The 20,417-nt window shown below is 28.9% G+C and carries 22 protein-coding genes; 14 read left to right on the forward strand and 8 right to left on the reverse strand.

The window, feature by feature from the left end; genetic code table 11:
- Positions 1-19: 19 nt before the first annotated feature.
- The 6 genes from LQ617_RS05885 to LQ617_RS05910 form a co-directional block, all read right to left on the reverse strand.
- Positions 20-1,762 (reverse strand): ABC transporter ATP-binding protein, encoded by a 1,743-nt coding sequence (locus tag LQ617_RS05885; protein WP_239739919.1) that lies wholly within the window; start codon positions 1,760-1,762, stop codon positions 20-22.
- Positions 1,759-3,540 (reverse strand): ABC transporter ATP-binding protein, encoded by a 1,782-nt coding sequence (locus tag LQ617_RS05890; RefSeq protein ID WP_239739921.1) that lies wholly within the window; start codon positions 3,538-3,540, stop codon positions 1,759-1,761. The genes LQ617_RS05885 and LQ617_RS05890 overlap by 4 nt, the downstream gene beginning before the upstream one ends.
- A gap of 28 nt (positions 3,541-3,568) precedes the next feature.
- Complete coding sequence (locus LQ617_RS05895) at positions 3,569-4,258, reverse strand: 4'-phosphopantetheinyl transferase family protein (RefSeq protein WP_239739923.1); 690 nt, start codon at positions 4,256-4,258, stop codon at positions 3,569-3,571.
- A gap of 930 nt (positions 4,259-5,188) precedes the next feature.
- Positions 5,189-5,947, reverse strand: a complete 759-nt coding sequence (locus tag LQ617_RS05900; protein WP_126477139.1) for an SDR family NAD(P)-dependent oxidoreductase — start codon at positions 5,945-5,947, stop codon at positions 5,189-5,191.
- A gap of 165 nt (positions 5,948-6,112) precedes the next feature.
- A complete protein-coding gene (locus tag LQ617_RS05905) occupies positions 6,113-7,120 on the reverse strand; it encodes a YheC/YheD family protein (RefSeq protein ID WP_239739925.1) in 1,008 nt (335 codons plus the stop codon).
- A 15-nt stretch (positions 7,121-7,135) separates the two neighbouring features.
- Positions 7,136-8,911, reverse strand: a complete 1,776-nt coding sequence (locus LQ617_RS05910) for a CapA family protein (protein ID WP_239739927.1) — start codon at positions 8,909-8,911, stop codon at positions 7,136-7,138.
- A gap of 458 nt (positions 8,912-9,369) precedes the next feature.
- Here LQ617_RS05910 and LQ617_RS05915 point away from each other — a divergent pair, with 458 nt between their 5' ends.
- The 8 genes from LQ617_RS05915 (at position 9,370) to LQ617_RS05950 (ending at position 15,008) form a co-directional block, all read left to right on the forward strand.
- Positions 9,370-10,239, forward strand: a complete 870-nt coding sequence (locus LQ617_RS05915) for a hypothetical protein (protein WP_196307731.1) — start codon at positions 9,370-9,372, stop codon at positions 10,237-10,239.
- 3 nt (positions 10,240-10,242) lie between these two features.
- A complete protein-coding gene (locus tag LQ617_RS05920) occupies positions 10,243-10,584 on the forward strand; it encodes a hypothetical protein (protein WP_126477135.1) in 342 nt (113 codons plus the stop codon).
- 15 nt (positions 10,585-10,599) lie between these two features.
- The gene (locus tag LQ617_RS05925; RefSeq protein WP_224658848.1) at positions 10,600-11,142 is read left to right on the forward strand and encodes a hypothetical protein; all 543 of its coding nucleotides are present in this window, start codon (positions 10,600-10,602) and stop codon (positions 11,140-11,142) included.
- Positions 11,143-11,144: 2 nt separating this feature from the next.
- Positions 11,145-11,540 carry a hypothetical protein gene (locus LQ617_RS05930; protein ID WP_196307729.1) on the forward strand — a complete coding sequence of 132 codons (396 nt, stop codon included), beginning with the start codon at positions 11,145-11,147 and terminating at the stop codon, positions 11,538-11,540.
- Between the two features lie 40 nt (positions 11,541-11,580).
- On the forward strand, positions 11,581-12,252 hold the full coding sequence (locus LQ617_RS05935) for a hypothetical protein (protein WP_239739929.1): 672 nt from the start codon (positions 11,581-11,583) through the stop codon (positions 12,250-12,252).
- A 238-nt stretch (positions 12,253-12,490) separates the two neighbouring features.
- Complete coding sequence (locus tag LQ617_RS05940) at positions 12,491-13,459, forward strand: hypothetical protein (RefSeq protein ID WP_239739931.1); 969 nt, start codon at positions 12,491-12,493, stop codon at positions 13,457-13,459.
- 88 nt (positions 13,460-13,547) lie between these two features.
- On the forward strand, positions 13,548-14,432 hold the full coding sequence (locus LQ617_RS16080) for a GNAT family N-acetyltransferase (RefSeq protein WP_239739933.1): 885 nt from the start codon (positions 13,548-13,550) through the stop codon (positions 14,430-14,432).
- A 384-nt stretch (positions 14,433-14,816) separates the two neighbouring features.
- Positions 14,817-15,008, forward strand: a complete 192-nt coding sequence (locus LQ617_RS05950; protein ID WP_196307744.1) for a hypothetical protein — start codon at positions 14,817-14,819, stop codon at positions 15,006-15,008.
- Between the two features lie 338 nt (positions 15,009-15,346).
- On the opposite strand, the gene LQ617_RS05955 is transcribed toward LQ617_RS05950, so the two are convergent.
- Together LQ617_RS05955 and LQ617_RS05960 are read right to left on the reverse strand one after the other, a co-directional pair.
- A complete protein-coding gene (locus tag LQ617_RS05955) occupies positions 15,347-15,676 on the reverse strand; it encodes a hypothetical protein (protein ID WP_204253146.1) in 330 nt (109 codons plus the stop codon).
- A gap of 222 nt (positions 15,677-15,898) precedes the next feature.
- Positions 15,899-16,729, reverse strand: a complete 831-nt coding sequence (locus tag LQ617_RS05960) for a CPBP family intramembrane glutamic endopeptidase (RefSeq protein WP_239739935.1) — start codon at positions 16,727-16,729, stop codon at positions 15,899-15,901.
- A 361-nt stretch (positions 16,730-17,090) separates the two neighbouring features.
- On the opposite strand from LQ617_RS05960, the gene LQ617_RS05965 reads away from it, so the two are divergent.
- From LQ617_RS05965 to LQ617_RS05990, 6 genes are all read left to right on the forward strand, one after another.
- Positions 17,091-17,381 (forward strand): LptF/LptG permease family protein, encoded by a 291-nt coding sequence (locus LQ617_RS05965; protein WP_204188515.1) that lies wholly within the window; start codon positions 17,091-17,093, stop codon positions 17,379-17,381.
- A 154-nt stretch (positions 17,382-17,535) separates the two neighbouring features.
- Positions 17,536-17,985 carry a hypothetical protein gene (locus LQ617_RS05970; RefSeq protein WP_239739936.1) on the forward strand — a complete coding sequence of 150 codons (450 nt, stop codon included), beginning with the start codon at positions 17,536-17,538 and terminating at the stop codon, positions 17,983-17,985.
- A gap of 16 nt (positions 17,986-18,001) precedes the next feature.
- The gene (locus LQ617_RS05975) at positions 18,002-18,892 is read left to right on the forward strand and encodes a hypothetical protein (protein ID WP_239739937.1); all 891 of its coding nucleotides are present in this window, start codon (positions 18,002-18,004) and stop codon (positions 18,890-18,892) included.
- Positions 18,893-19,069: 177 nt separating this feature from the next.
- On the forward strand, positions 19,070-19,252 hold the full coding sequence (locus LQ617_RS05980; RefSeq protein WP_037589639.1) for a hypothetical protein: 183 nt from the start codon (positions 19,070-19,072) through the stop codon (positions 19,250-19,252).
- A gap of 49 nt (positions 19,253-19,301) precedes the next feature.
- On the forward strand, positions 19,302-19,661 hold the full coding sequence (locus LQ617_RS05985) for a hypothetical protein (protein WP_239739938.1): 360 nt from the start codon (positions 19,302-19,304) through the stop codon (positions 19,659-19,661).
- Between the two features lie 324 nt (positions 19,662-19,985).
- Complete coding sequence (locus tag LQ617_RS05990) at positions 19,986-20,345, forward strand: hypothetical protein (RefSeq protein WP_239739939.1); 360 nt, start codon at positions 19,986-19,988, stop codon at positions 20,343-20,345.
- Positions 20,346-20,417 lie beyond the last annotated feature (72 nt).

A 20,417-nucleotide genomic window follows, 5' to 3' on the forward strand; every position in this document is an offset into this window, starting at 1 on the left:
TTCTCCTATGATTTTATGTTTATACTTCATTTACTTGCCAATCACCACTTTTACGTTGAAGGGATACAAGATGATGGTATAAATGCTCATTTGCCATCAATTGTTCATGTTTTCCTTTTTCTTCTATTCTTCCTTCTTTAAGTACTACAATTTGATCACAGTGTTCAATCGTTTTAAGACGATGTGCAATTACCATGACGGTTTTATCTTTAATTAATTCACTTATAGCATTTTGAATCAATATTTCATTTTCAGGATCGAGTGATGCAGTCGCTTCATCTAACAATACGATTGGTGCTTGTTTCAAGAAAGCTCTCGCAATCGATAAACGTTGACGCTCACCTCCAGATAGAGTTTGTCCATTCTCTCCAATTACGGTTTCAAATCCATCTGGTAAACGTGTAATAAAGTCCGTACAATTTGCCATTGCGGCAGCTTGATAAACTTCCTCATCCGTTGCATTACTATTACCAACCTTTATGTTATTAAATACTGTATCGTTAAAAAGGATGACATCTTGGAATACAATGGAATAATAAGATAATAATTTTTCTGGATGAATTTCATTAATATTATGACCATCAATTAAAATTTCTCCACTATGGGTATCCCAAAAGCGTGCTGACAATTTAGCCAATGTACTCTTACCACAACCAGATGGACCGACTAAAGCCGTGATTTCACCTTGCTTTGCAGTAAAAGAAACGCCATGGATAACTTCTTTATCGTTATAACCAAAAGCAACATTTCGGAACTCGATATCAAATTTTGTTAATTCAACATTTGAAGAACCACCTTGTTCTTCAATCTCAAAGATATTTTTAATGCGCCTTGCACTAACAAGTGAATAAATAAATTCACCAATTTTGTATAACGAATTCGTTAAGGGGTCATAAATACGTACTGCTACAAAGATAAATAGTATAAATCCAAGTACCGTCAACTGTTGTTGTACTAATAGATAAGTTCCAAGTAGAACAACGATACCTAAACCAACTCTTAAAATGTTATAAGAGATAGAGATAAAGATCCCTACTAGAACTTCATATAGGACTGCCCATGGAATTACAGATTTAATTGTATGTGTTAATTTTTGAATATATTGTTCTTTTTGACTGGAAGATTTAATCACTTTGATATTCTCAAAGAACTCTTGCAAACTTTCAGAAATATTTAGTTTGAGTTGTCTATTTTTCTTATTAGTTGGTGTTGTAACAAATTTCGAAAGTATAATAAAAAGTAAAGAAACAGGCATACATAGGAAGAGTGCTAAAGCCATCTGCCAATTATAAAATGCCAATATCACTGTAATAAAACCACTAGATAGAATACCAGACACTAAGTTTGCAAAATCACTTGTTAACTGTTTCTCTATAACAGAAACATCATCCATCAATGTACTTGTAAAATCACTTAAATCTTTTTCTCCTAAATATGATAGTGGCAATTTACGAAACTTCTCGGCCATTCTCAATCGCATTTTCGCTGATTCTGTCCCAGAATTAATATACATTTGTTGGTACGTTACTAAATAAATAACAAAGATTATGGCTAATAGGATAATACAAGCAATTAAATAGCCCCAAAGTAGAATGGGTTCTTCTTGTGACTCTTGAATGTGTTTAATCATATCCTCAGCCAACATGACTAATAAAATAATGGGCAACACAACTGAGATTTGATGTAATGTTGTTAAGAACGTCGTTTTATATAAGTCTTTCTTACCTTGTTGAGTTAATGAAAATAATTGCTGAATATTCATCCTGTCACTCCTATCTTCCAGCTCACACTTTCTTGATAATTTCGATACATCTTGGCATAGACACCATCTAGTGCAATCAGCTCATCATGTTTTCCTCTTTCGACAAGAGATCCAGCATCCATTACTAATATTTGATCCGCATGAGTTATTGTGGATAGTCGATGCGCAATCATTAATACCGTCTTACCTTTCATTACTGAATTTAATGCTTTTTGTATTTTGTATTCATTTTCTGCATCACTAAAAGCGGTAGCTTCATCTAATAGTACAATTGGAGCATCTTTTAATATTGCACGAGCAATTGCAATACGTTGAATTTCTCCTCCTGAAAGGTATACACCTTTCGTTCCAAATACTGTCTCTAAACCTTGAGGCATTTTGTTTATAATTTCACGACACTGTGCTTGGTCTACTGCACGTTCTACCTCTTCAATACTTGCATCAGGTCGATAAAATCTAATGTTTTCAAGCAAACTCATCTTAAATAATTTTGTTTCTTGAAATACATAACTAATATTTGACATTAAATCATCATATTCTAAATCACGTACATCAATACCTCCAATGGTTACGTTGCCTTCGTCAATATCATAAAATCGTGTAATCAAATTAAATATCGTCGATTTCCCACTTCCAGAGGGTCCAACTATAGCTGTGACAGAGTTTGAAAGGCTTTTAAATGTTAATTCATGAATGGCTTGATTAGTCATACCTTCATAAGTAAATGTTACATTTTCAAATTTTACGTCGTAGTTTTCGTCTATTCTTAAGCTATTACGTGTAGGTAGAGGTTGTGCGCTATAAATAGTTGATTCTAAATTATCCATTGCATTAAAAATAATCATTGCTTTATACGAACTTTCCATAATTCGCATTAACATAAATGCAACTAAAGGTGTGAAAATCGCAAAGAATATATAACTTAATAACATATCAACTTGATTATATTTATAATTAAATAAGATAATTGCAGCTGGAATTAAGAATGCAAATATTCCATAAACACAAACGATATAACCACTCATCGCATTTCTCATTGAAAGTGCGTATTTTATAGTAAAATCTCGATAATTCTCTATAGCCTTGTTAAAGACTTTAAATGAAAATACTGTTTGTCCAAATACTTTTACAACAGAAATACCTCGAACATATTCCACAACATCATTACCCATACTAGTAGATGCTGCTTGATATTGTTCCAGGAATTTTTCACTTTCTCCACCCATCATAAAGCGTAGCAACATAAATCCAATGATGACCGGTATGAGACAAACAAGTGATAATCTCCAATCAAAAATAAAAATAAGTACTAAAAACGCTATAGGTGTCGTAAGTGCTTGTGCCATATCAGGCACTTGATGGGCTATGTAATGTTCAACTTCTTCTGTATTTTTTTCTACAAGTTTTCTCAATTTACCAGTTTGATGCTTTTGAAAATATCCTAACGGTAATGATTTCATGTGATAAATGAGTTGAATTCTATATTTCGCTACTGTGTTAAAAGCAACTATATGTGACAATAAAAGTGCAAGACCATATAAACCAAAAGCTATCGACACATATAATACTGCATTCCAACCATACTGCGTCATATTGTCAACAACTGGCTCAGTTAATCCATTTTTAGCAGTCAACATTTCCTTCACTACATAATAAACATTCAAATAAGCGCCAAGACTCACTACACTTGAAATGATAGATATTGCGATAGAAGCATAAAACAGATAAACATAATTCCCCATGATCTTTGTAAGTTTAGTTAGATTTTTATTCTTCATAGTCTCAGTATGTAACTTAGTTAATAAATTACACATCCTCCTTCCGTGTTTTTTGGTAAGCAAATGAAACTGTTGCTTCTTTACGAATATGTACTGTTTCACAATTCCAGCCCAATGGTTGATGATGATTAAGATCAATAACTATATTCTGAATTGAATCTACAAACACGTTTTTTGTCGGATATAATAATCCTTTTCCTATTGCCTTACCATATGATTCTTTTTGGGTCCAAATCTTATAGAACTCCTCCAATTTATTAGATGCAATTTCTATTAGCTTATAATCTCTTTCAGAAAATAATGTTTCTGTAATAGAAAGTAGATCATTCTCACTTAAGTACACATGCTTCTGTACATCTATACCAACATCCAAATTTCTACTAAAAATGAAAGCTAAATAACCGTGACTATGTGATAAATTAAAGTTTAGTTTATCGCTAAATGGTTTATCACGTTCTGGAAAATTAAATGTTAATATATCGTATGACATATGAAATTCATTTTTTATAATCTCTCTTAATAGGAAATGCGAATAAGCGTATTCATATTTTGCACGCTCGTCTTTATATAAGTTGAGTTTTTCTTTTTCAAATGTTGTAAAATGCAACGACAACTTATCATATGATATTTTAGGTAAATAGCTTAAATGGGTATAAACGACTAAAACGTGCGGTCGAAATAACTTTCTATATGGATATTCACATTGACCTAAATTCACTTAATCCCTCCTCGTTACAATATATGCTTTCTTAATTAAGGGTCTCTAAACTAGAAATCTGTATCTATATTGTTTGTTTTAATATGAGTATTTACTTTATGAATAAAATTTATATGATGTCATGATATTTCTATTTGAGGAAAAATCTAAAATCGCCTTCATTGATAAACGTAGTCATTACGTTTTAATAATTAAATTTTTTTATATTCATAGGTTTTACCATGAATATGTTTTTTAAATGAAATTTCATTTCTATGTATATTTCATTAACAAATAATTCATATGAAAATACCAAAACTTTAAATTTTATTCATATAAAAATTATTGGATCCACCGCCTGCAAATGGAAATAAAATAATAGATTTATCAAATTCATTATGGTTGTCGATCAAATATTTATTCAATAAAACATCCACTCCTCGTGTCATTTGTTATTATTTTTAGAATCTTACAGGATTATGATACATCAACTGATAATCATTATCAATGGACATCTATGTAAAAATTTCCAAATCAACAAAAATTAATAATTAAATCTTTAATTATCATATAATATACATATACTAATAGATTATATTGATATAGCGTTAATCATTATATAAATTTTATATCTATAGCATCAAAAATTATTTACTTTAATTAATGAATGATTATGTATTCTCCAGTTTCATAGCGTGCAATACTCAGCCTTTCTCAGTTCAAAATACTCTCTTCGTGAAATGTAATCAGCAAATACTACAATAGAAAAATAATTTGTAATATTTATCCAAATAAGTTCATGTACTTTAAATGATTTAAAACTTTTTAATACAAATTACACTTTTGCAATTCTTTTAATTATTTTCTTAGTAATTTCTCTATATAAAGATCCACAAAAAAAGAAGCCTCTTAACGAGACTTCTGTCATTTAATCAATATATTCAACTTCATTTAGTGTGCTGTTTGTCCGCCGTCTGCGAGATAAACTTGGGCTGTCATAAATTTGGCTGCGTCTGAAGATAGGAATAATACCATTTCTGCGATATCTTCTGGTTGTGCTGCTTTAGCCATTGGGACGCCTGATATCATTTGTTGCCATTTCTCTGGATCGTCTTTCCAAGATTTTGTCATTTCTGTTTCTGTTAGACCTGGTGCAATTGCATTAATTCTAACGCCACTTTCACCGTAATCGAATCCTGCTGATTTTGTCATACCGACTACAGCATGTTTAGCTGCAACATATGGTCCCATTTCTGGGTCTGCAATCAATCCAGCTACAGAAGCTGTGTTTACAATTGTTCCACCGTTTTCAAGCATTTGTGGAATTTCATATTTCATAGATAAGAAGACACCTTTAACGTCTACATCTAATACTTTATCAAAAGTTTCTACATCGATATCAGCAAATTTATTTGGTTTATTTAGAATACCCGCGTTATTAAATGCATGATCTAAACTGCCAAATGTTTCAACTGCTTTATCGACTAAATTTTTCACTTGGTCAGGTTGTGAAACATCTGTTTTTACGAAAATGGCATTACTATTTTTGTCTTTGATTTCTTGAACCGTTTGTTCAGAACGTTCATCGACATCACCAATCACAATATTGGCACCATTTTCAGCAAATTTTAAAGCAGTAGCCTTACCAATACCCGAAGACGCACCTGTAATCAGAACCGTTTTGCCTTCAAATTCACTATACTTAATCATCCGAATCACTCCTATAATATTTACTACTTATATCTTATCAAGTAATTTTACATAATTGTTGCAAAGTAACTCGGGTGAAATATGAATTTTTCTAAATTATTTATTTTAAATCTTTATCTCTTAATTAACGGAAAAATATTGCCTGGGAAATGAATTGAAGTTGTATTATTTTTTATTTTTTAAATCTAATAAATATCTATAATATGCTACTCTCACTTCAGAATCTCTAGCATAGAAGAAATGCTGTCCTGGGAACGTATTAACCTCAAACAGCCATATTTTCCCGTCAGGTTCTATACCAATATCTATACCTAATGCATCAATATCGAAATTATAAAGCTTCTCAAAATTGAGCGGAATCGTTTTACATAAATTATTGAGTTCAATCCTTATATCTTTCCAATTCTTCTCGAAATTATGTTCTAAAAATGGTGTTAACATTGCTACACCACCGCCTTGACTTACATTTGATGTGATATTTTTACCTACACCTATGCGTGGATAGATCTCAACTTTTTCCCATTGACCCTTTTGGTTTTTTCTCACATGAAGTCGAATATCAAATGGGTTATTTTCAATTGTTTGTGATTTTATGAAAGGTTGCGCAACGTACTTCTCTTCGCTTATATTCTCATTATAAAAAGTTTGTAGCTCATCAATTTCAATTGTCCAACTTTTATCATCGTTTAGAACATCGATTTTTTCATCGCTTTGATTCAGAACAAATATATTTCTACCTTTACTGCCAAGAGTCGGCTTTAATACAATTTTTTTATACTTTTGTAGATGATTTTTTAAATCATCATAAGAAGCCACTTCATCAGTTGGAATAATTAAATCTTCAAATCTTTTACTTTCTTGCATCTTATTAAAAATAAATGATTTAGACCCTAAACCTGGTGTTGTAAATATAGCTTTCTTCTTTAAAGCTTTAAATATTTCAGGATATTTTCGTTTATCCATCGGTACATTATCCACTATATCAGGAAATTCTGTACGCTTTTTTACCCATTGTCCCTCTTCAAAAAATAAACCATCAATTGTCTCATTTTCAAGATCAACATCGTCATAAGTAAATACAAAAAAGTCTATATTATAAAAATTACTGATATATGTAAGTGTTCTGCCAAGCACGCCTTTTTTATGCTTTTCTCGTAATAATCCTACTTTCATAAACAAAATCCTCTCTTATTTAATTTTTATTTCAAATGCTCGATTTTCCCAGTCTGTTTCAATATATTCTTTACCTTCAGCAATAAATTCTACTATTTCTTTAAATTGTTCATCATTCACATAATCCGGACACCAAAAAGTATCCAAATTATTTGCATAGAATGGCACTAATCTAAGTTTAATTTCATCATTTTCAAGAAACTTCAATTTAGTTAAGAAACCATATGGTAATGCATCATGTTTATCAAATTCACCGTTACTATTAAAAATCCCATTTCCCATACTATAAACAATCACTGTGTTGTTATATCTTCTTAATTTTTGAATCGTATGAGGACCGTGTCCAAGTATTAAATCGCAACCACTATGAATTAATTGTTCTGCATTCTCAACTTGATACGGTAAAATTTGTTTAAAATCAACACCCCAATGAGGTTGTACGATTATAAAACAATTAGGATCTTCTTGTTTCTTTCTTCGAATTTCTTCATTTATTAAATATAATGGTGCTACACCTGCATCATGACCAATAGCGTAAAAATCAAATTTACGATATGCAATTTTGCGATACCAATAGCCATTATAAATATATACATTTCTATTATTTATATTTAAATGTATCGGTGCTAAAGCTTCTTTAGAGTTCAGACCAGCACCAAATACTTTTAAATCGTTATTTTTAAAGCCTTCAATAGTCTGTTTTAAACGATTAAGTCCGAAATCCATCGCATGATTGTTTCCTAAAGAAACAGCATTTAAATTTAATGATCTTAATGCATTTAATGTTTTTTCTTCATTTGCCCATAATAAAAATGGTTTCGCACCTTCTAAATTTGATACTTCACCTTCTTCAGTAAATACTGCTTCAAAATTGATAATATTATATCCATTTGGATCAAAGAATGTCTTTAAATGCTTCAATGAATGATCGTAACCATAACGCATTAATACATCTTCTTGATTGCGCTTTTTTCGACGTTCTGTATAAAATTCTCCAAAGTATGTATCACCTAAAAAATTAATTTCTTTTTCTCCTGTGAATGTTTCAACTTCTAATTTAGGCGCTTTAATATCGAATTGAATTTCGTCCATTGCTTCTTTCAGTAAGAAATCTCTATGAAACGCGTTATCTGCACCCATTATAGCTAGTAACACACGCTCATTATTAATGTTAGTTAAGACAATCCCACTATTATCATGTGACCCAAATAAGTAGTTACATACGACACGATCATCAGTATCTATGAAACTTGGATTTTCATAAACAGTGCCACGATAATCCACTAATGAACTATTATATAATTTAAAATCTTTTTCATATTGGCCAAACATTTTTTCTCCAATCTTCAAAAGATCTTCTATCGTATAAGATTGAGGCTTATTTTTCATCTTTCTACCACTAATATTTATAGCAACCTGCTTTTCTAAATCATACTCATCCCGCTTCACTTTCACTTTGATAGCAGGATTATTTCTAGTAGGATCTAGATGTTCTGCGATAGCCAATACAGCTGCATTACAATTAAGATTAATGACTAATTGTAATAACTTATATATCGTAATTTCTTTCCCTTCTTCTAAAAACACTTTATCTTTTCTAGAAGTTTTAGAAATAAATTCACTAATTTTCACACTTGCTTGTAGTTTAATCTTTTTATATTTAAGCAAATCTAAAACATAATTTAAAAATAGAGCATTACCCAATCCATAATCATTTTTGTCTTTATTGCCCTTATCATATAGTACTTTTTTGTCATTTAGACGCATCGCCACGACTTTATAATTATTCATACACTTAACTCCTTCATAAATAAAATTAATAGAAAGAATCTATAATCACTTTTTGAACTTACTAAATTGAATAGTGTAAAAGATAAAGAATTTAAATTAAATATACCAAATAAAAATAACATTACACTGCTTTCATGTTAATCCTCTTTTAAGCATTTTTACATTTACATTTTATTACAATTATTAGCCCTTTACTATATTAATTACATGTTATTTTACGAACTAAAATGTCCGGATATTGTTTTGTTTTAATAATATTTTACATTTTATATATATTAAAAATTTTCTCTATCCTCATAATATTCACTTTTTCACCTTGTCCATTTAATATAATAATTATATAAACTTTATATACCAATATAAATAAATAAAAATAGAAGTGAATTTTGAATAAAGTTGAAAAATGGACTTATAATGTCCATTTAAATATATATATTATACATCAGGAGTTGATTAAGTTGGACAAAGCCACTCGTGTATTATCATTACTCACGCGTCTATTAAACGGGGATGTTGTGAACAAGTCAGAGTTTAGCAATATTGCTAATGTTGGAGAAAAATCGATACAAAGGGATATTAATGATTTAAATATGTTTTTCTATGAGAGTGATTATTGGAATAACAAGAATACTAAAATCGTTTATAGTCGTTCACTAGATGGATACGTACTTTCAAATGGTTCCTATTCAGCCGATAGCTTAGCACTGTTAAGTCTATTAATTAAAATCAAAAGCTTAACACCTATGTTGCACAAAAGTGTTTATAACCTTTTCTTAGATAATATTTCGCTTAACCGTATTGAAGATAAATACATTCTAAAAAGTGTTTTGAATCACTTTAATTTACGTTCCGAACCATTACCAGGTATTCATTTAATGAATTTGCAAGAATGTATTACGAAAGGGTTAAAAGTTCGTATTGAATTAGATAAAAAGTTGGTTGTAAAGCCATTGTCTCTTATGTATATGCACTATGATTACTGGTTAACTTATGAGTATGAAGCTAAAATTCATACCGTTAAAGTTCAAGATATTAAATCAGTATATATTTTAGAAGCTTCTACATATGAAAATGTACCCAACTTACAACCTGTTAAATTTGAAATAGACGTATCTATTTGGGATCAGTTTAAACAGCAATTTTCAATCAAAGAAATCTTAGAATACAAAGATAATAAAATTATCGTCTTAGTATCGTGTACAGAACTAGACTCCTATTACATAGCATATCAACTAGCACCACTCGCACGCATGTTAGGTCCACAAGCTTATATCGATGCCTTTATAAACCGTTTAGACAAAATAAAACACACATACAAAGGAGAATGATTTATGAAGAATTTATTAGGCGTTTGTTTAGTATTAGTTCTATTATTAGCAGCATGCGGAAAGAATGTAGATGGTACATATTCGAATAAAGACATTAGTATTACAGCAAATAGCGAGACTGGAGAAGCAACATTACATATGGATGCACTAGAATCAGGCGGACTATTTGGCATAGGTGCAAATGACGGGAACATTGACGGAAAAGTCAACTCAGATGATAAAGTCATGACATTTAAAACAGAAGACGGTCAAGATTTACAACTTAACTATAAAGTCAAAGGAGACAAACTCATCATTGATAGCCCAGGGAATGGCGATGAAGAAGTAGAGTTGACTAAAGAATAGGAGTAGAGAATATAAATGGACATATTCAAAAAATATTTTAATACACCGAAAGTACCTATTACTTTTTACTACACACCTTATATCTATGTATTCTTGACGAAGTTTATTTATATGACGTTTGATGGCTCGTATAGCTTAATGAGTTGGATTTACAATATAATACTGTTTCTTCTAGGTAGCTATACTTTCGCATGGATGAGTGATTACGTCTTACAATTTAAAAGTAATGTTTTTCTAAGGTACTTCTTTATGAGAAGCGTCATTTTTAGAAGAGACTTCGGTACGCTTGCTCGAATGTCGTATGATTATAATCGTCAAACAATGCCTACTAGTAAATTACATGTTCAAGGCAATAAATGGACTTGGCGTGAAGCTCATGAAACTTATATCAAACGTGTTTTCTTTGGATTTATTATAAATATAATTGCTAAGTATATTTTAGCTTGGATGTTTTTATTCGTATTTACGATTTCAATATTCCTACATCCTATCGTTATGAAGAAATACTACAAAAGAATTAAAGAATTAGAAGATATTGAACCTTGGGAAGAGGTATAAAGGTGTTTGACGATAGAGGTAAAATCTTTGGTTATGTACACAGACCCGTGGAAGAAGAAACGCCATGTGGTTGTATTTTAGGAATGTTAGGTACATTTACATTTTTAATGTTTTTAGGCGCACTTAGTGCACTAGGCGGTGATACTGAAGCTGCAAATTGGTTTAAAGACATTGGTGCTGGATTATATAAAATCTATCGAGTCATATTTACGCCAATATTCCTTATCATGTCATTCTTTATAGTGAAGTACATTTTCATTTCATCACTATATTTGGGAGAAAAATTCTACAAAGAAACGCCAACAAAATCCCGAAAAATGATAATCACTATCATAATGACATGTATTATAACTATATTTTTATTATATAAACTCGCAATGTTCATACGTTTAATTTAACTAAGACAACCGAACTAATAACTTAAATGGGAGATTTAACATGAAAAAATTATTAAGCATATGTTTAGGTTTAATTATTTTATTGGCTGCTTGTGGATCTGATAGTAAAAATGATGAAAAGTCGAAAGAAAATAACACTTCTAATTCACAACAAGAAAAGAAAAATAATTCGGAATCAAATAGTAAAGTCAGCAGTATAGATAAAGAACTGGAAAAGGAACTGCAAGAAAATGAAAACAAAGTAGATGCATCTTCAGAAGACGATGAAGATGAAGAATTCAACAAATTTGAATATGATCTAAATTATGTAGTATCTAAGAAAGAAAAAGATCAATTGGAAAAATTGTTATATAAAGACACGAATGCTTATGGAAAGATTACTGACATTGACCACATATGGCAATATGGTCAAGAAGACAGACATGATCAAACATTCACTATTGATGGACAGAGTATTATTTATGACGGAAAAAATAAAGATTTATATAAAGACAAAGAGAGTGAAATGTATCAGGTTAAAAAAATCGATGATCATTCTGTTGAAGGTGTTATAGCAAAAACACCAGAATCAAAACTTCATGAAGTAAGTAACCCTGTACTTAAAAATAGTAAACTGATAATAACGTATATTGACGATAATACAATCAAAATTAAAAAAGATGACTACCCAGAAGAAACGTTACATGCATCTATTAATAATGACGGAGAATAAATGATACATTATTGCCTGGGAAATCACATAAATGACTAAGATAGAATCTTTTATATGATGATAAACAACCTGAACTTATTTACTGAAGTTCAGGTTGTTTTATTTTAACCTACTATAATTTGGAAAATTTAGGGTTTATTACAACATACTCTTTTTGCTAAAATGGTTATATATAATATAGATAACTTTATTCTTTTTATTTTAGGCATCTCACTCAAACAAAGGAGGATTATTCAACATGAAGAAATTAATGGTCGTAACAAGTATTTTAGTACTATTATGTACTGCGTGTAGTAGTGATAAAGAAAAATCAAATGCACATCAAAAGGATGAAAGTACTAAAACTGAAAGTAAGCAGAATGATAGTTCTAAAAATGAGCGTACGCAAAAAGATAAAGATAACTCTAAGGCTGATTCACAAGAAACTGAAAATAACCAATCAAAGAATGAAAATAAAACTCATGAAGATAAACCTAAACAAGTTGAAAATGTAAAATCAGATGTTAATGAAGTTGCAGATAAGACAAAGTTAGCTTTAGCCTTTTTTGCTGATAAAGATGGAGAATATATCGTAACGAAAGATGAAGTATTAACTGGTGTTTTTGAACAATTTTCTCAAGGTGAAAAACAAAAAAAGAAACTACATAAACTATTGTTAATAGAAGAAAAAAATATCCAAGACGCACCAAATGGTATGAAATTCTATACTGTATATCCAGCCAAAGGTAGCTTTGCAACTGTAGTTGGTTTGAGTAAAGATAAATTATATGTCGGTGGAACTCAAGCTGTATTAATATACAAAGATTTATTAAAAACAGGTAATGAATATAACCTTCAAGACTTATACGATAAAAATAAAAATTATACATCACTTGAAGAAGTCGCAAATAAAATTGAAATAAAGAAAGAACATCCAGACCATAAAACAATAGAAGCGTTTGAAGATCAAGAAAACCCAGGAACAGAAGCACACTTTAGATCACAAGTGTATGGCATGATTTCTGATTTTGAAGGAGAACCAATAGGAAAAAGTAAATATTTAATAGATATCGTGAGAAAGGACGATAACGGTAAATGGTACGTTAACTATCGTAATGAACACGGTGAAATACTTGGTACATACACAACGAAAGGCGAAGATATCGTAAAAAAAGATGCTGAAGGCAATATTATTGAGAAGAAGCATATAGAGAATAGATATCAATAAACGGAAGAAAATACAATTTTGTACGACATTAAAATAACTACGCTACTTAAAAATAGTCTCTTAAGTCATTATTGAAGGAGTAGATAATGTGATTAGAAAATTTGAAGATAGTGATTTTAAAAATGTTGTGAATTTTATATATTCAAATAATAAACATTCAAAAAGTAAAATAGGTTATGCTGGAATTGTTAAAGATGAGATAGAAAAAGCACTTAAGCAAGATTTTTCTGATTTAGCGTTACATGAATCGATTTTTTTACAAACTGAAAATGAAGAAATAAAAGTCTTATTTGCTTTAGATGTGGACAAAGAAAGTCAAAATGTAGAAGTATGGGGTCCTTATTATAATGATAAAACTTCAATAGAAGATATAGATAAAGTTTGGCAGTATATATTACATTCTAATTTTAAAGGTTATAAATTTTTATTTTTTATTAATAAAGAAAACGAAATGGGAATAAACTTTGTTGATCAATATTTAAAATCTGATAGACAAGGTGAACATGTAGATTTAGTTTATAAATTAGACGATAAGATAGATATGTATGAGAATACTAAAAATGTTAAAGTTGTAGAGAAAGAATACAGTGAAAATATAATATCTATCCATAATACATTATTTAAAGATAGTTATTATGACGGTGAAAAGTTGTTTTCAAATTTTAAAAAAGAGGAAGTAAAAATATATATTTTAGAACATGATGATTTTGGAGATATAGGATACTTATATTGCGAAAAATCTGATGAAGACCAAGAAATTTATATTGATTATATTGGTATAGATTTAAAGTATCAAGGTAAACATTATAGCAAAGAATTGTTATATCATTTATTAAAATCAGTTGATAGAAATAAATATAAATACATTAGAACATGTGTGAATAGTGATAATAATAAAGCCTTAAATATGTTTAAAAAACTTAATTTTAATATAGAGGATTCAAATATATCATATACAATTAGGCCATATTAATATACAAATAATGTTAGTAACGACAAGTAATAGTTGCAAGTGCTATTGCATTAGGCTTAACAACATTATCAAATAACCTAAAAGTATAGTGTGCATCACTTAATCGATTCAATTAATATTATGGAGGTACTTCATTGTGCTAAATTATGATAAAAAAAAGAATGGTTTTATGAAGTGGTTTTTGTTCACTATACAAATGATTTTAGCAATATTTTTAGCATTTTTTGCTTATAAACAAATGAATCAAGATCATTTAGATACTTCGTTTACTATCTTTATAGTACTTTTTTTAATCTTTGTATTTTGGAATACTAAACATTATCACACTGATTAAATAAAACAATAAATTTTAGTAGTCTAATTAAAAAACAAGGAGGAACGATTATGAAAAAAGAGAACAGTTTAAATAATGATTTTACTATGGCAACGGTGTTAAATATTATTCTTCTATTCGCTATAATTTTTACAATGCCAATAGAGAGTTTAACTTTGTCTATCGTATTGGCTATAATAGCAGGAGTGAATGCGATATATTTACTTGTTAAAGTTTTAAAAATGAAAAATAAATATCAATAAACAATACCTTAAAAAACACCCTAGTTCATCAGGGTGTTTTTTAAACTTATTTTTTTCTCTTAGGTGGACTATTTAATAAAAATAAAGAAACGATACTTACTGAAATCCCTAAACAGAAAGAATAAATAATAATCCCAAGAGTACTTTCTGGGTAAGGGAAAATATATCTAAACGTACAAATAATTAAAAATGAAATTAATCCTATTTTAAATATGTATATGATTTTATCCATATTCATCACCTATTCCTTCTTATTTTTAGCCATCATTATAGTTGGTAATACTATACAAAAAATAAGAACAATTACAAAAACACCAACATTCATAAGAGTTCCTCCTCTATTCATGATTTAATACATACTTAATTACATCAACGTGTAAATTACTATTTTTATAACCTTCGAGAATATCATTAACTTGTCCTATTGGAATTTCTGGAAGATTTCTTATCTCACATAATTTTTTCTTAAATTCATTCTTAGTTACTTTTTCATTTTCAGTTGTTAATTTAAATAAATAATTATTCAATTCTTTAATTTCATCAACATTATAACCATAACGTAATAAAACTAAATCTTTAGTCTTTAAATCAGGTGCTAAATGCTCTTGCAAAGCATCGATAGACTGTTTGATCAATAATAACCTAGACTCTAATTCCTCATTATTCATTAATTCTTAGACCTCCTGACCTTTTATATTTTTCGAATTAGCTCCCTTTTTTCAAAATTTTCTTTTCTTCTCAGCTTAGTGTGCCTTTTTCTTTGATTCTTCGTCTTCACCAAATAGAAATCCTAATCCTATAACAAAAGTGATTGTGTTTAAAAGAACTAATATAAATGCTAAGAATTTTTTCATGATATTAAATTCCTCCTATTTGTTTTATAAAGCAGTTTAATTCCGTGACATCGTATCTATACTTGTATTATTTCTTCGCCATAATAATACACCTAGTATCACAATACTTCCTAAATATAATGTCATTATTCCAACAAGTGCAACAAGCCCTGGTAATTGTTCTCGAAAGATAATGAGTGAATCACTATTACCCGGGAAAATATTTCTCATTGCTTCTAAATATACAATGTGGAAAAACATATTTGCCCATAGTGATTGTGCATACTCTCTATACAATTGCAGTGCTATGCCAAACGTGAAAATGATGATAATATAACTAAAAGATAGCTGCCCTTTTTCTCCAAAAAAGATTGGCGTAAGCAATTGTGCTAGACAAGCTATGATTAGAAAACATATAGGCTGTATGATTAAAGTATTTTTAAATGACATCTTATTTTTCAACTCATTCAAAATCAATCCCCTTATAAAGACTTCTTCAGGAAATGCTTCATATAAAATTGCAAAGACGATATTAAAAAGAAAACTTAACCATACTCTACTATTTAAATTTATATGTATTTGATCATACATACCAGCTAACCCAGTCACAATAAATACCAATAACATTAAGATAAGTGGCAGACATATTGCGATAACAAATGACTTGTTTATTATAGGTACTTCTAAATTCAAATCAGATATTATATTTGGACGCTTTCTTTTAATTAAGATAAGTGTTATAACTGTTCCTATCGTAAATATTAGTCCACTTAAAAGCTGCTGAATTTTGTTTGGTATGTGGATGGCATGTTGTAAATATGTACTAAATACCGCTGAAAAAATTAATATTCCAGTACACAATGATATGTATAATATGATTCTTAACATACTAAAACTTCTATGTCCCAAAACATTCACCTCTCCATTGATATTTATATTAAAAAGTACTCTTAATTTTCATCCTGATTATCTAGAAAAATTAAATTTAAAAACCCTCTCCCATATAATCCGCCTTTTTCTATATTTTACAAATGTTTCTTTATTCATTTTTCATTTTATCAAACTACAGATTCATATTCTAATTTATGTCTAATGAGAAAAATATTTATAATACAAAAAGTATTATTAAAAATTATTCTAATATAAAAATAATCATAAAATAAAGTGTTGAGTGTAAAAAGACATCTATGGTAGCATTACATTGTAAAAAATCTTTTAATATTTATATGTTATATAGGAGATGAAAAAAATGAAAAAATTATTAATACCTATACTATTGTTCGCCTTAATTTTATCAGCTTGTGGAAGTACAAAAGATAAAATTCAAGGTAATTGGGAGGATACTAAAAATGAAGGTTATCAAGTAGAAATAAAGGACAATGTTTTTGAAATTACACAAAGTGGTCTAACTTTAAAAGGTAAAATTGAAGAAGATAAAGATGGCAATTTAAAAGCGGATATTGATGGAGAAAAAGCTAAAGTAGATTATCAAGACGATAAGCTCATTATTGATAATATGAAGTTCAAAAAAATCGATTAGTGAAATGGAGATTATTGAATTGTTAATTGTGGATTTCTTTACAAATGATTTATATGGGTTTTATAACATCATTATTGTTCTTCTAATTATTATAGTAATACTTACTATAATAGCTTTTAAATTTTTGAAGTTTTTATACCAAATTAATAAAGAAATGGATTTCAATGAGAATGACGAACTTAATGAAACATTTAATGAACAATTTGAAGATGTGGAACCTCCTAGTGAATCAGCTGTTGATAAAAAAGTAGTGGAAGTATTAAGAGGGTACTCAGAAATTGATAGTCTTAAAGGGCTAAAAACTTTTAACGGATATGATGCTTATGATTTAGTAAAATCAATTAATGATTTTATATATAACAGTGATAAATTAGGAAATCAATTAAAAAATATCATTAATGACCCTATACCAATCGATTTAAACGTAAGTACACATTATTGTAACTGTGAAATAACCGATTTAAAATCCGGTGATTGTAAAGTAAGTATAAATTATACTAACTATTTCCAAATGAATGTAAACGATTTTTATTCTATCAATAGTTTTAATGACTTAGAAAAATATATTAAAGGCAATCTTATTTTGCATAGTGAAGCATATTAACATGGGGGACTTTAGGATGAAGAAAATATTAACAGTAATTGGATTATTAGTAGTTACATTAGCTGGTTGCGGAAAGGCTACTGAGGAAAAAGAAGTCAAATTCAGCGATGTTATGAATGACAAAAAAGAGACTATATCTTACATTGTAAAAAACAACTCAGAGGATAGTCCGGGTATAGGTAAAGATTCTGAAATTCTAAGATATATTATCAGTAAGAATGGGAAAGTAGCAGTATTCAATGATGATAATAGCGAGAATCCTTCCAATACAAGATTAGGTAAACTACTCAAAATGAGTGATGATGAAAAGATAAAATTCATTAAAAAGCGCGATAAAGACTCCTTTAATAAAAGTAAATCAGAATTAGCTGCTGAAAAAATGGAAAGAGTAAAGCAGGCTGAAAAAGATTTGGAACAAGAAGGAGATAGCGATGAACGTATAGAAGAAATGAATGGGAAAACACCAAAGGAATTTTATACAAAACAAATTAAAACATTTACAAAAGATGCTAAAAAAATTAAAAATACCAAATATAAAGAACCTACTTTTGAAAAGTTAGTCATAGAAATTTCTACTGATGAAACGGGCAATAATACAAATAAAGAATTTTTGAATATTGCCTCTCATGATTTTGATGAAGAAAGTAAAAATGGAGTGTACAGAAATAGTAAAGAATCTGCAAAAAATTATGGATTCTATTTTACTGATGTAGTTTCTCCAATAGAAATATATGATACAAAAGTAGCAGGAATAAATAATATCAAATATATAGAAGATAATAGTAGTTATGACAATTATGATACAGTAGATTATGATAATTATAAGTACTTAGTAACAGAAGTTGGAGATAAAACACAAAAATTCAAATTAGATCAACCAGATGATAAAGGTGTTAAAGAAAAATAAATACTTCTAATAATCCTGAACACAGATAGTCGTGTTCAGGATATTTTTATAGAGATATGTATTATGAGTAAATCCGAAAATTTTAAAAGATATTCTTTTTAAAATAGGTTTACACTTTTTAAGACTTATGGTTAATATAGGTAATATAGGTAATATAGGGAAAAAAGGAGAAAGAATATGAAATATTTTGACTTTACATTTAGTTTTAGCATATCAATGATTTTATATTTTGTAGCAGTAATGGTTGGTTTTCAGGAAGGTTATATAAGTTTATTACTATTTGCAATTCCAACTCTTTTATTAACGGTCTCATTGTTTATACTAGGAGGATATTATCGATTAGATGATAAAAATAAGTAGACTAACAAACTATTAAAAATTCAAAAATTTTATTTAGGTGTGGTACGAGATGATCGAGTTATTGGTTGTAATGGGTATTATTTTAATCAATATCATTTATGATGTAATTGTCTATGTGACACATAACGATATTTCATATATGATATTCCTTGTTTTAATTAGTGCCGGTTTATATTCAATCTATCATACTCACGAGAGTAAAAAACATAAAACACAAAGACAAAGGATCAAAGAGTTATTTATAAATATTACGATATACATGAGTATGACTTTAGGTTATATTCTGTTAAATGCAGCTGGTTGGGCAAATATTTATACAACGATAATTTATTATTTTGTAATAGTTGGCGTTATCATTCTGTATATAAATAGAAGAAATACTCAAATACACGATAGGCGTGACAAATAACATTATAAATTTTAATAGAAAATGTAAGTTAGTAGATATTAAAAATGAACAAAAAAAGAAGACAAGATAGGATAGACAGAGAAATAAAAGTTTTCAACTTAATGTCAGCAATACTTAGTCTAATAAGTACTATCCTAAATCTTATCTAATCATAACATAACACGAGGTGATCAATATGAAAAGTACCATGTTTCAATACTACACATCTATAGTAATTTTAATAGCAAGTGCTATTGTACTAGGCTTAACAATATACAACATTATCAAATAATTAACTTAATAACACTATTAACAAATTCTATACTTATATTTAGGTGATACAAGATGGTCGAGTTATTGGTTGTACTGGGGATTATTTTGATTAATGTCATATATGATGTAATTGTCTCTATGACGCATAATGATATTTCATATATGATATGTTTATTTGCTTTCAGTGTTGGTATATATTTAAGATATCAATTTCATGAGAGTCAAATTCATATAACACGAAGACAAAAGATTAAAGATTTATTTATAAATCTCTCAATATACATGAGTATGACTTTAGGTTTTATACTGCTAAACGCAGCTGATTGGGCAAATACTTATACAATGCTTATCTATTGTTTTGTTGTAATTGGCGTTATTATTCTTTATATAAATAGAAGAAATACTCAAGTACGCAAAAGCCGTGACAAATAACGTCACGGCTTTTTTGTGTTCTTGATATTTAGATATTTCCACTAATAATTGGGCAAAATGATTGGGTTCATA

Source organism: Mammaliicoccus sp. P-M59 (assembly GCF_022386135.1).
GTDB classification, from domain to species: Bacteria; Bacillota; Bacilli; order Staphylococcales; family Staphylococcaceae; genus Mammaliicoccus; species Mammaliicoccus sciuri_A.

Bases quoted from the DNA above. Each gene is read 5' to 3' on its own strand.
- LQ617_RS05940 (WP_239739931.1), top strand. From the start codon at position 12,491: ATGAAGAAATTAATGGTCGTAACAAGTATTTTAGTACTATTATGTACT.
- LQ617_RS05905 (WP_239739925.1), bottom strand. From the start codon at position 7,120: ATGAAAGTAGGATTATTACGAGAAAAGCATAAAAAAGGCGTGCTTGGC.
- LQ617_RS05975 (WP_239739937.1), top strand. From the start codon at position 18,002: ATGAAGAAAATATTAACAGTAATTGGATTATTAGTAGTTACATTAGCT.
- LQ617_RS05985 (WP_239739938.1), top strand. From the start codon at position 19,302: ATGATCGAGTTATTGGTTGTAATGGGTATTATTTTAATCAATATCATT.
- LQ617_RS05950 (WP_196307744.1), top strand. From the start codon at position 14,817: ATGAAAAAAGAGAACAGTTTAAATAATGATTTTACTATGGCAACGGTG.
- LQ617_RS05980 (WP_037589639.1), top strand. From the start codon at position 19,070: ATGAAATATTTTGACTTTACATTTAGTTTTAGCATATCAATGATTTTA.
- LQ617_RS05910 (WP_239739927.1), bottom strand. From the start codon at position 8,911: ATGAATAATTATAAAGTCGTGGCGATGCGTCTAAATGACAAAAAAGTA.
- LQ617_RS05955 (WP_204253146.1), bottom strand. From the start codon at position 15,676: ATGAATAATGAGGAATTAGAGTCTAGGTTATTATTGATCAAACAGTCT.
- LQ617_RS05885 (WP_239739919.1), bottom strand. From the start codon at position 1,762: ATGAATATTCAGCAATTATTTTCATTAACTCAACAAGGTAAGAAAGAC.
- LQ617_RS05990 (WP_239739939.1), top strand. From the start codon at position 19,986: ATGGTCGAGTTATTGGTTGTACTGGGGATTATTTTGATTAATGTCATA.
- LQ617_RS05970 (WP_239739936.1), top strand. From the start codon at position 17,536: ATGGATTTCAATGAGAATGACGAACTTAATGAAACATTTAATGAACAA.
- LQ617_RS05965 (WP_204188515.1), top strand. From the start codon at position 17,091: ATGAAAAAATTATTAATACCTATACTATTGTTCGCCTTAATTTTATCA.
- LQ617_RS05900 (WP_126477139.1), bottom strand. From the start codon at position 5,947: ATGATTAAGTATAGTGAATTTGAAGGCAAAACGGTTCTGATTACAGGT.
- LQ617_RS05920 (WP_126477135.1), top strand. From the start codon at position 10,243: ATGAAGAATTTATTAGGCGTTTGTTTAGTATTAGTTCTATTATTAGCA.
- LQ617_RS05890 (WP_239739921.1), bottom strand. From the start codon at position 3,540: ATGAAGAATAAAAATCTAACTAAACTTACAAAGATCATGGGGAATTAT.
- LQ617_RS05925 (WP_224658848.1), top strand. From the start codon at position 10,600: ATGGACATATTCAAAAAATATTTTAATACACCGAAAGTACCTATTACT.
- LQ617_RS05960 (WP_239739935.1), bottom strand. From the start codon at position 16,729: ATGTTAAGAATCATATTATACATATCATTGTGTACTGGAATATTAATT.
- LQ617_RS05935 (WP_239739929.1), top strand. From the start codon at position 11,581: ATGAAAAAATTATTAAGCATATGTTTAGGTTTAATTATTTTATTGGCT.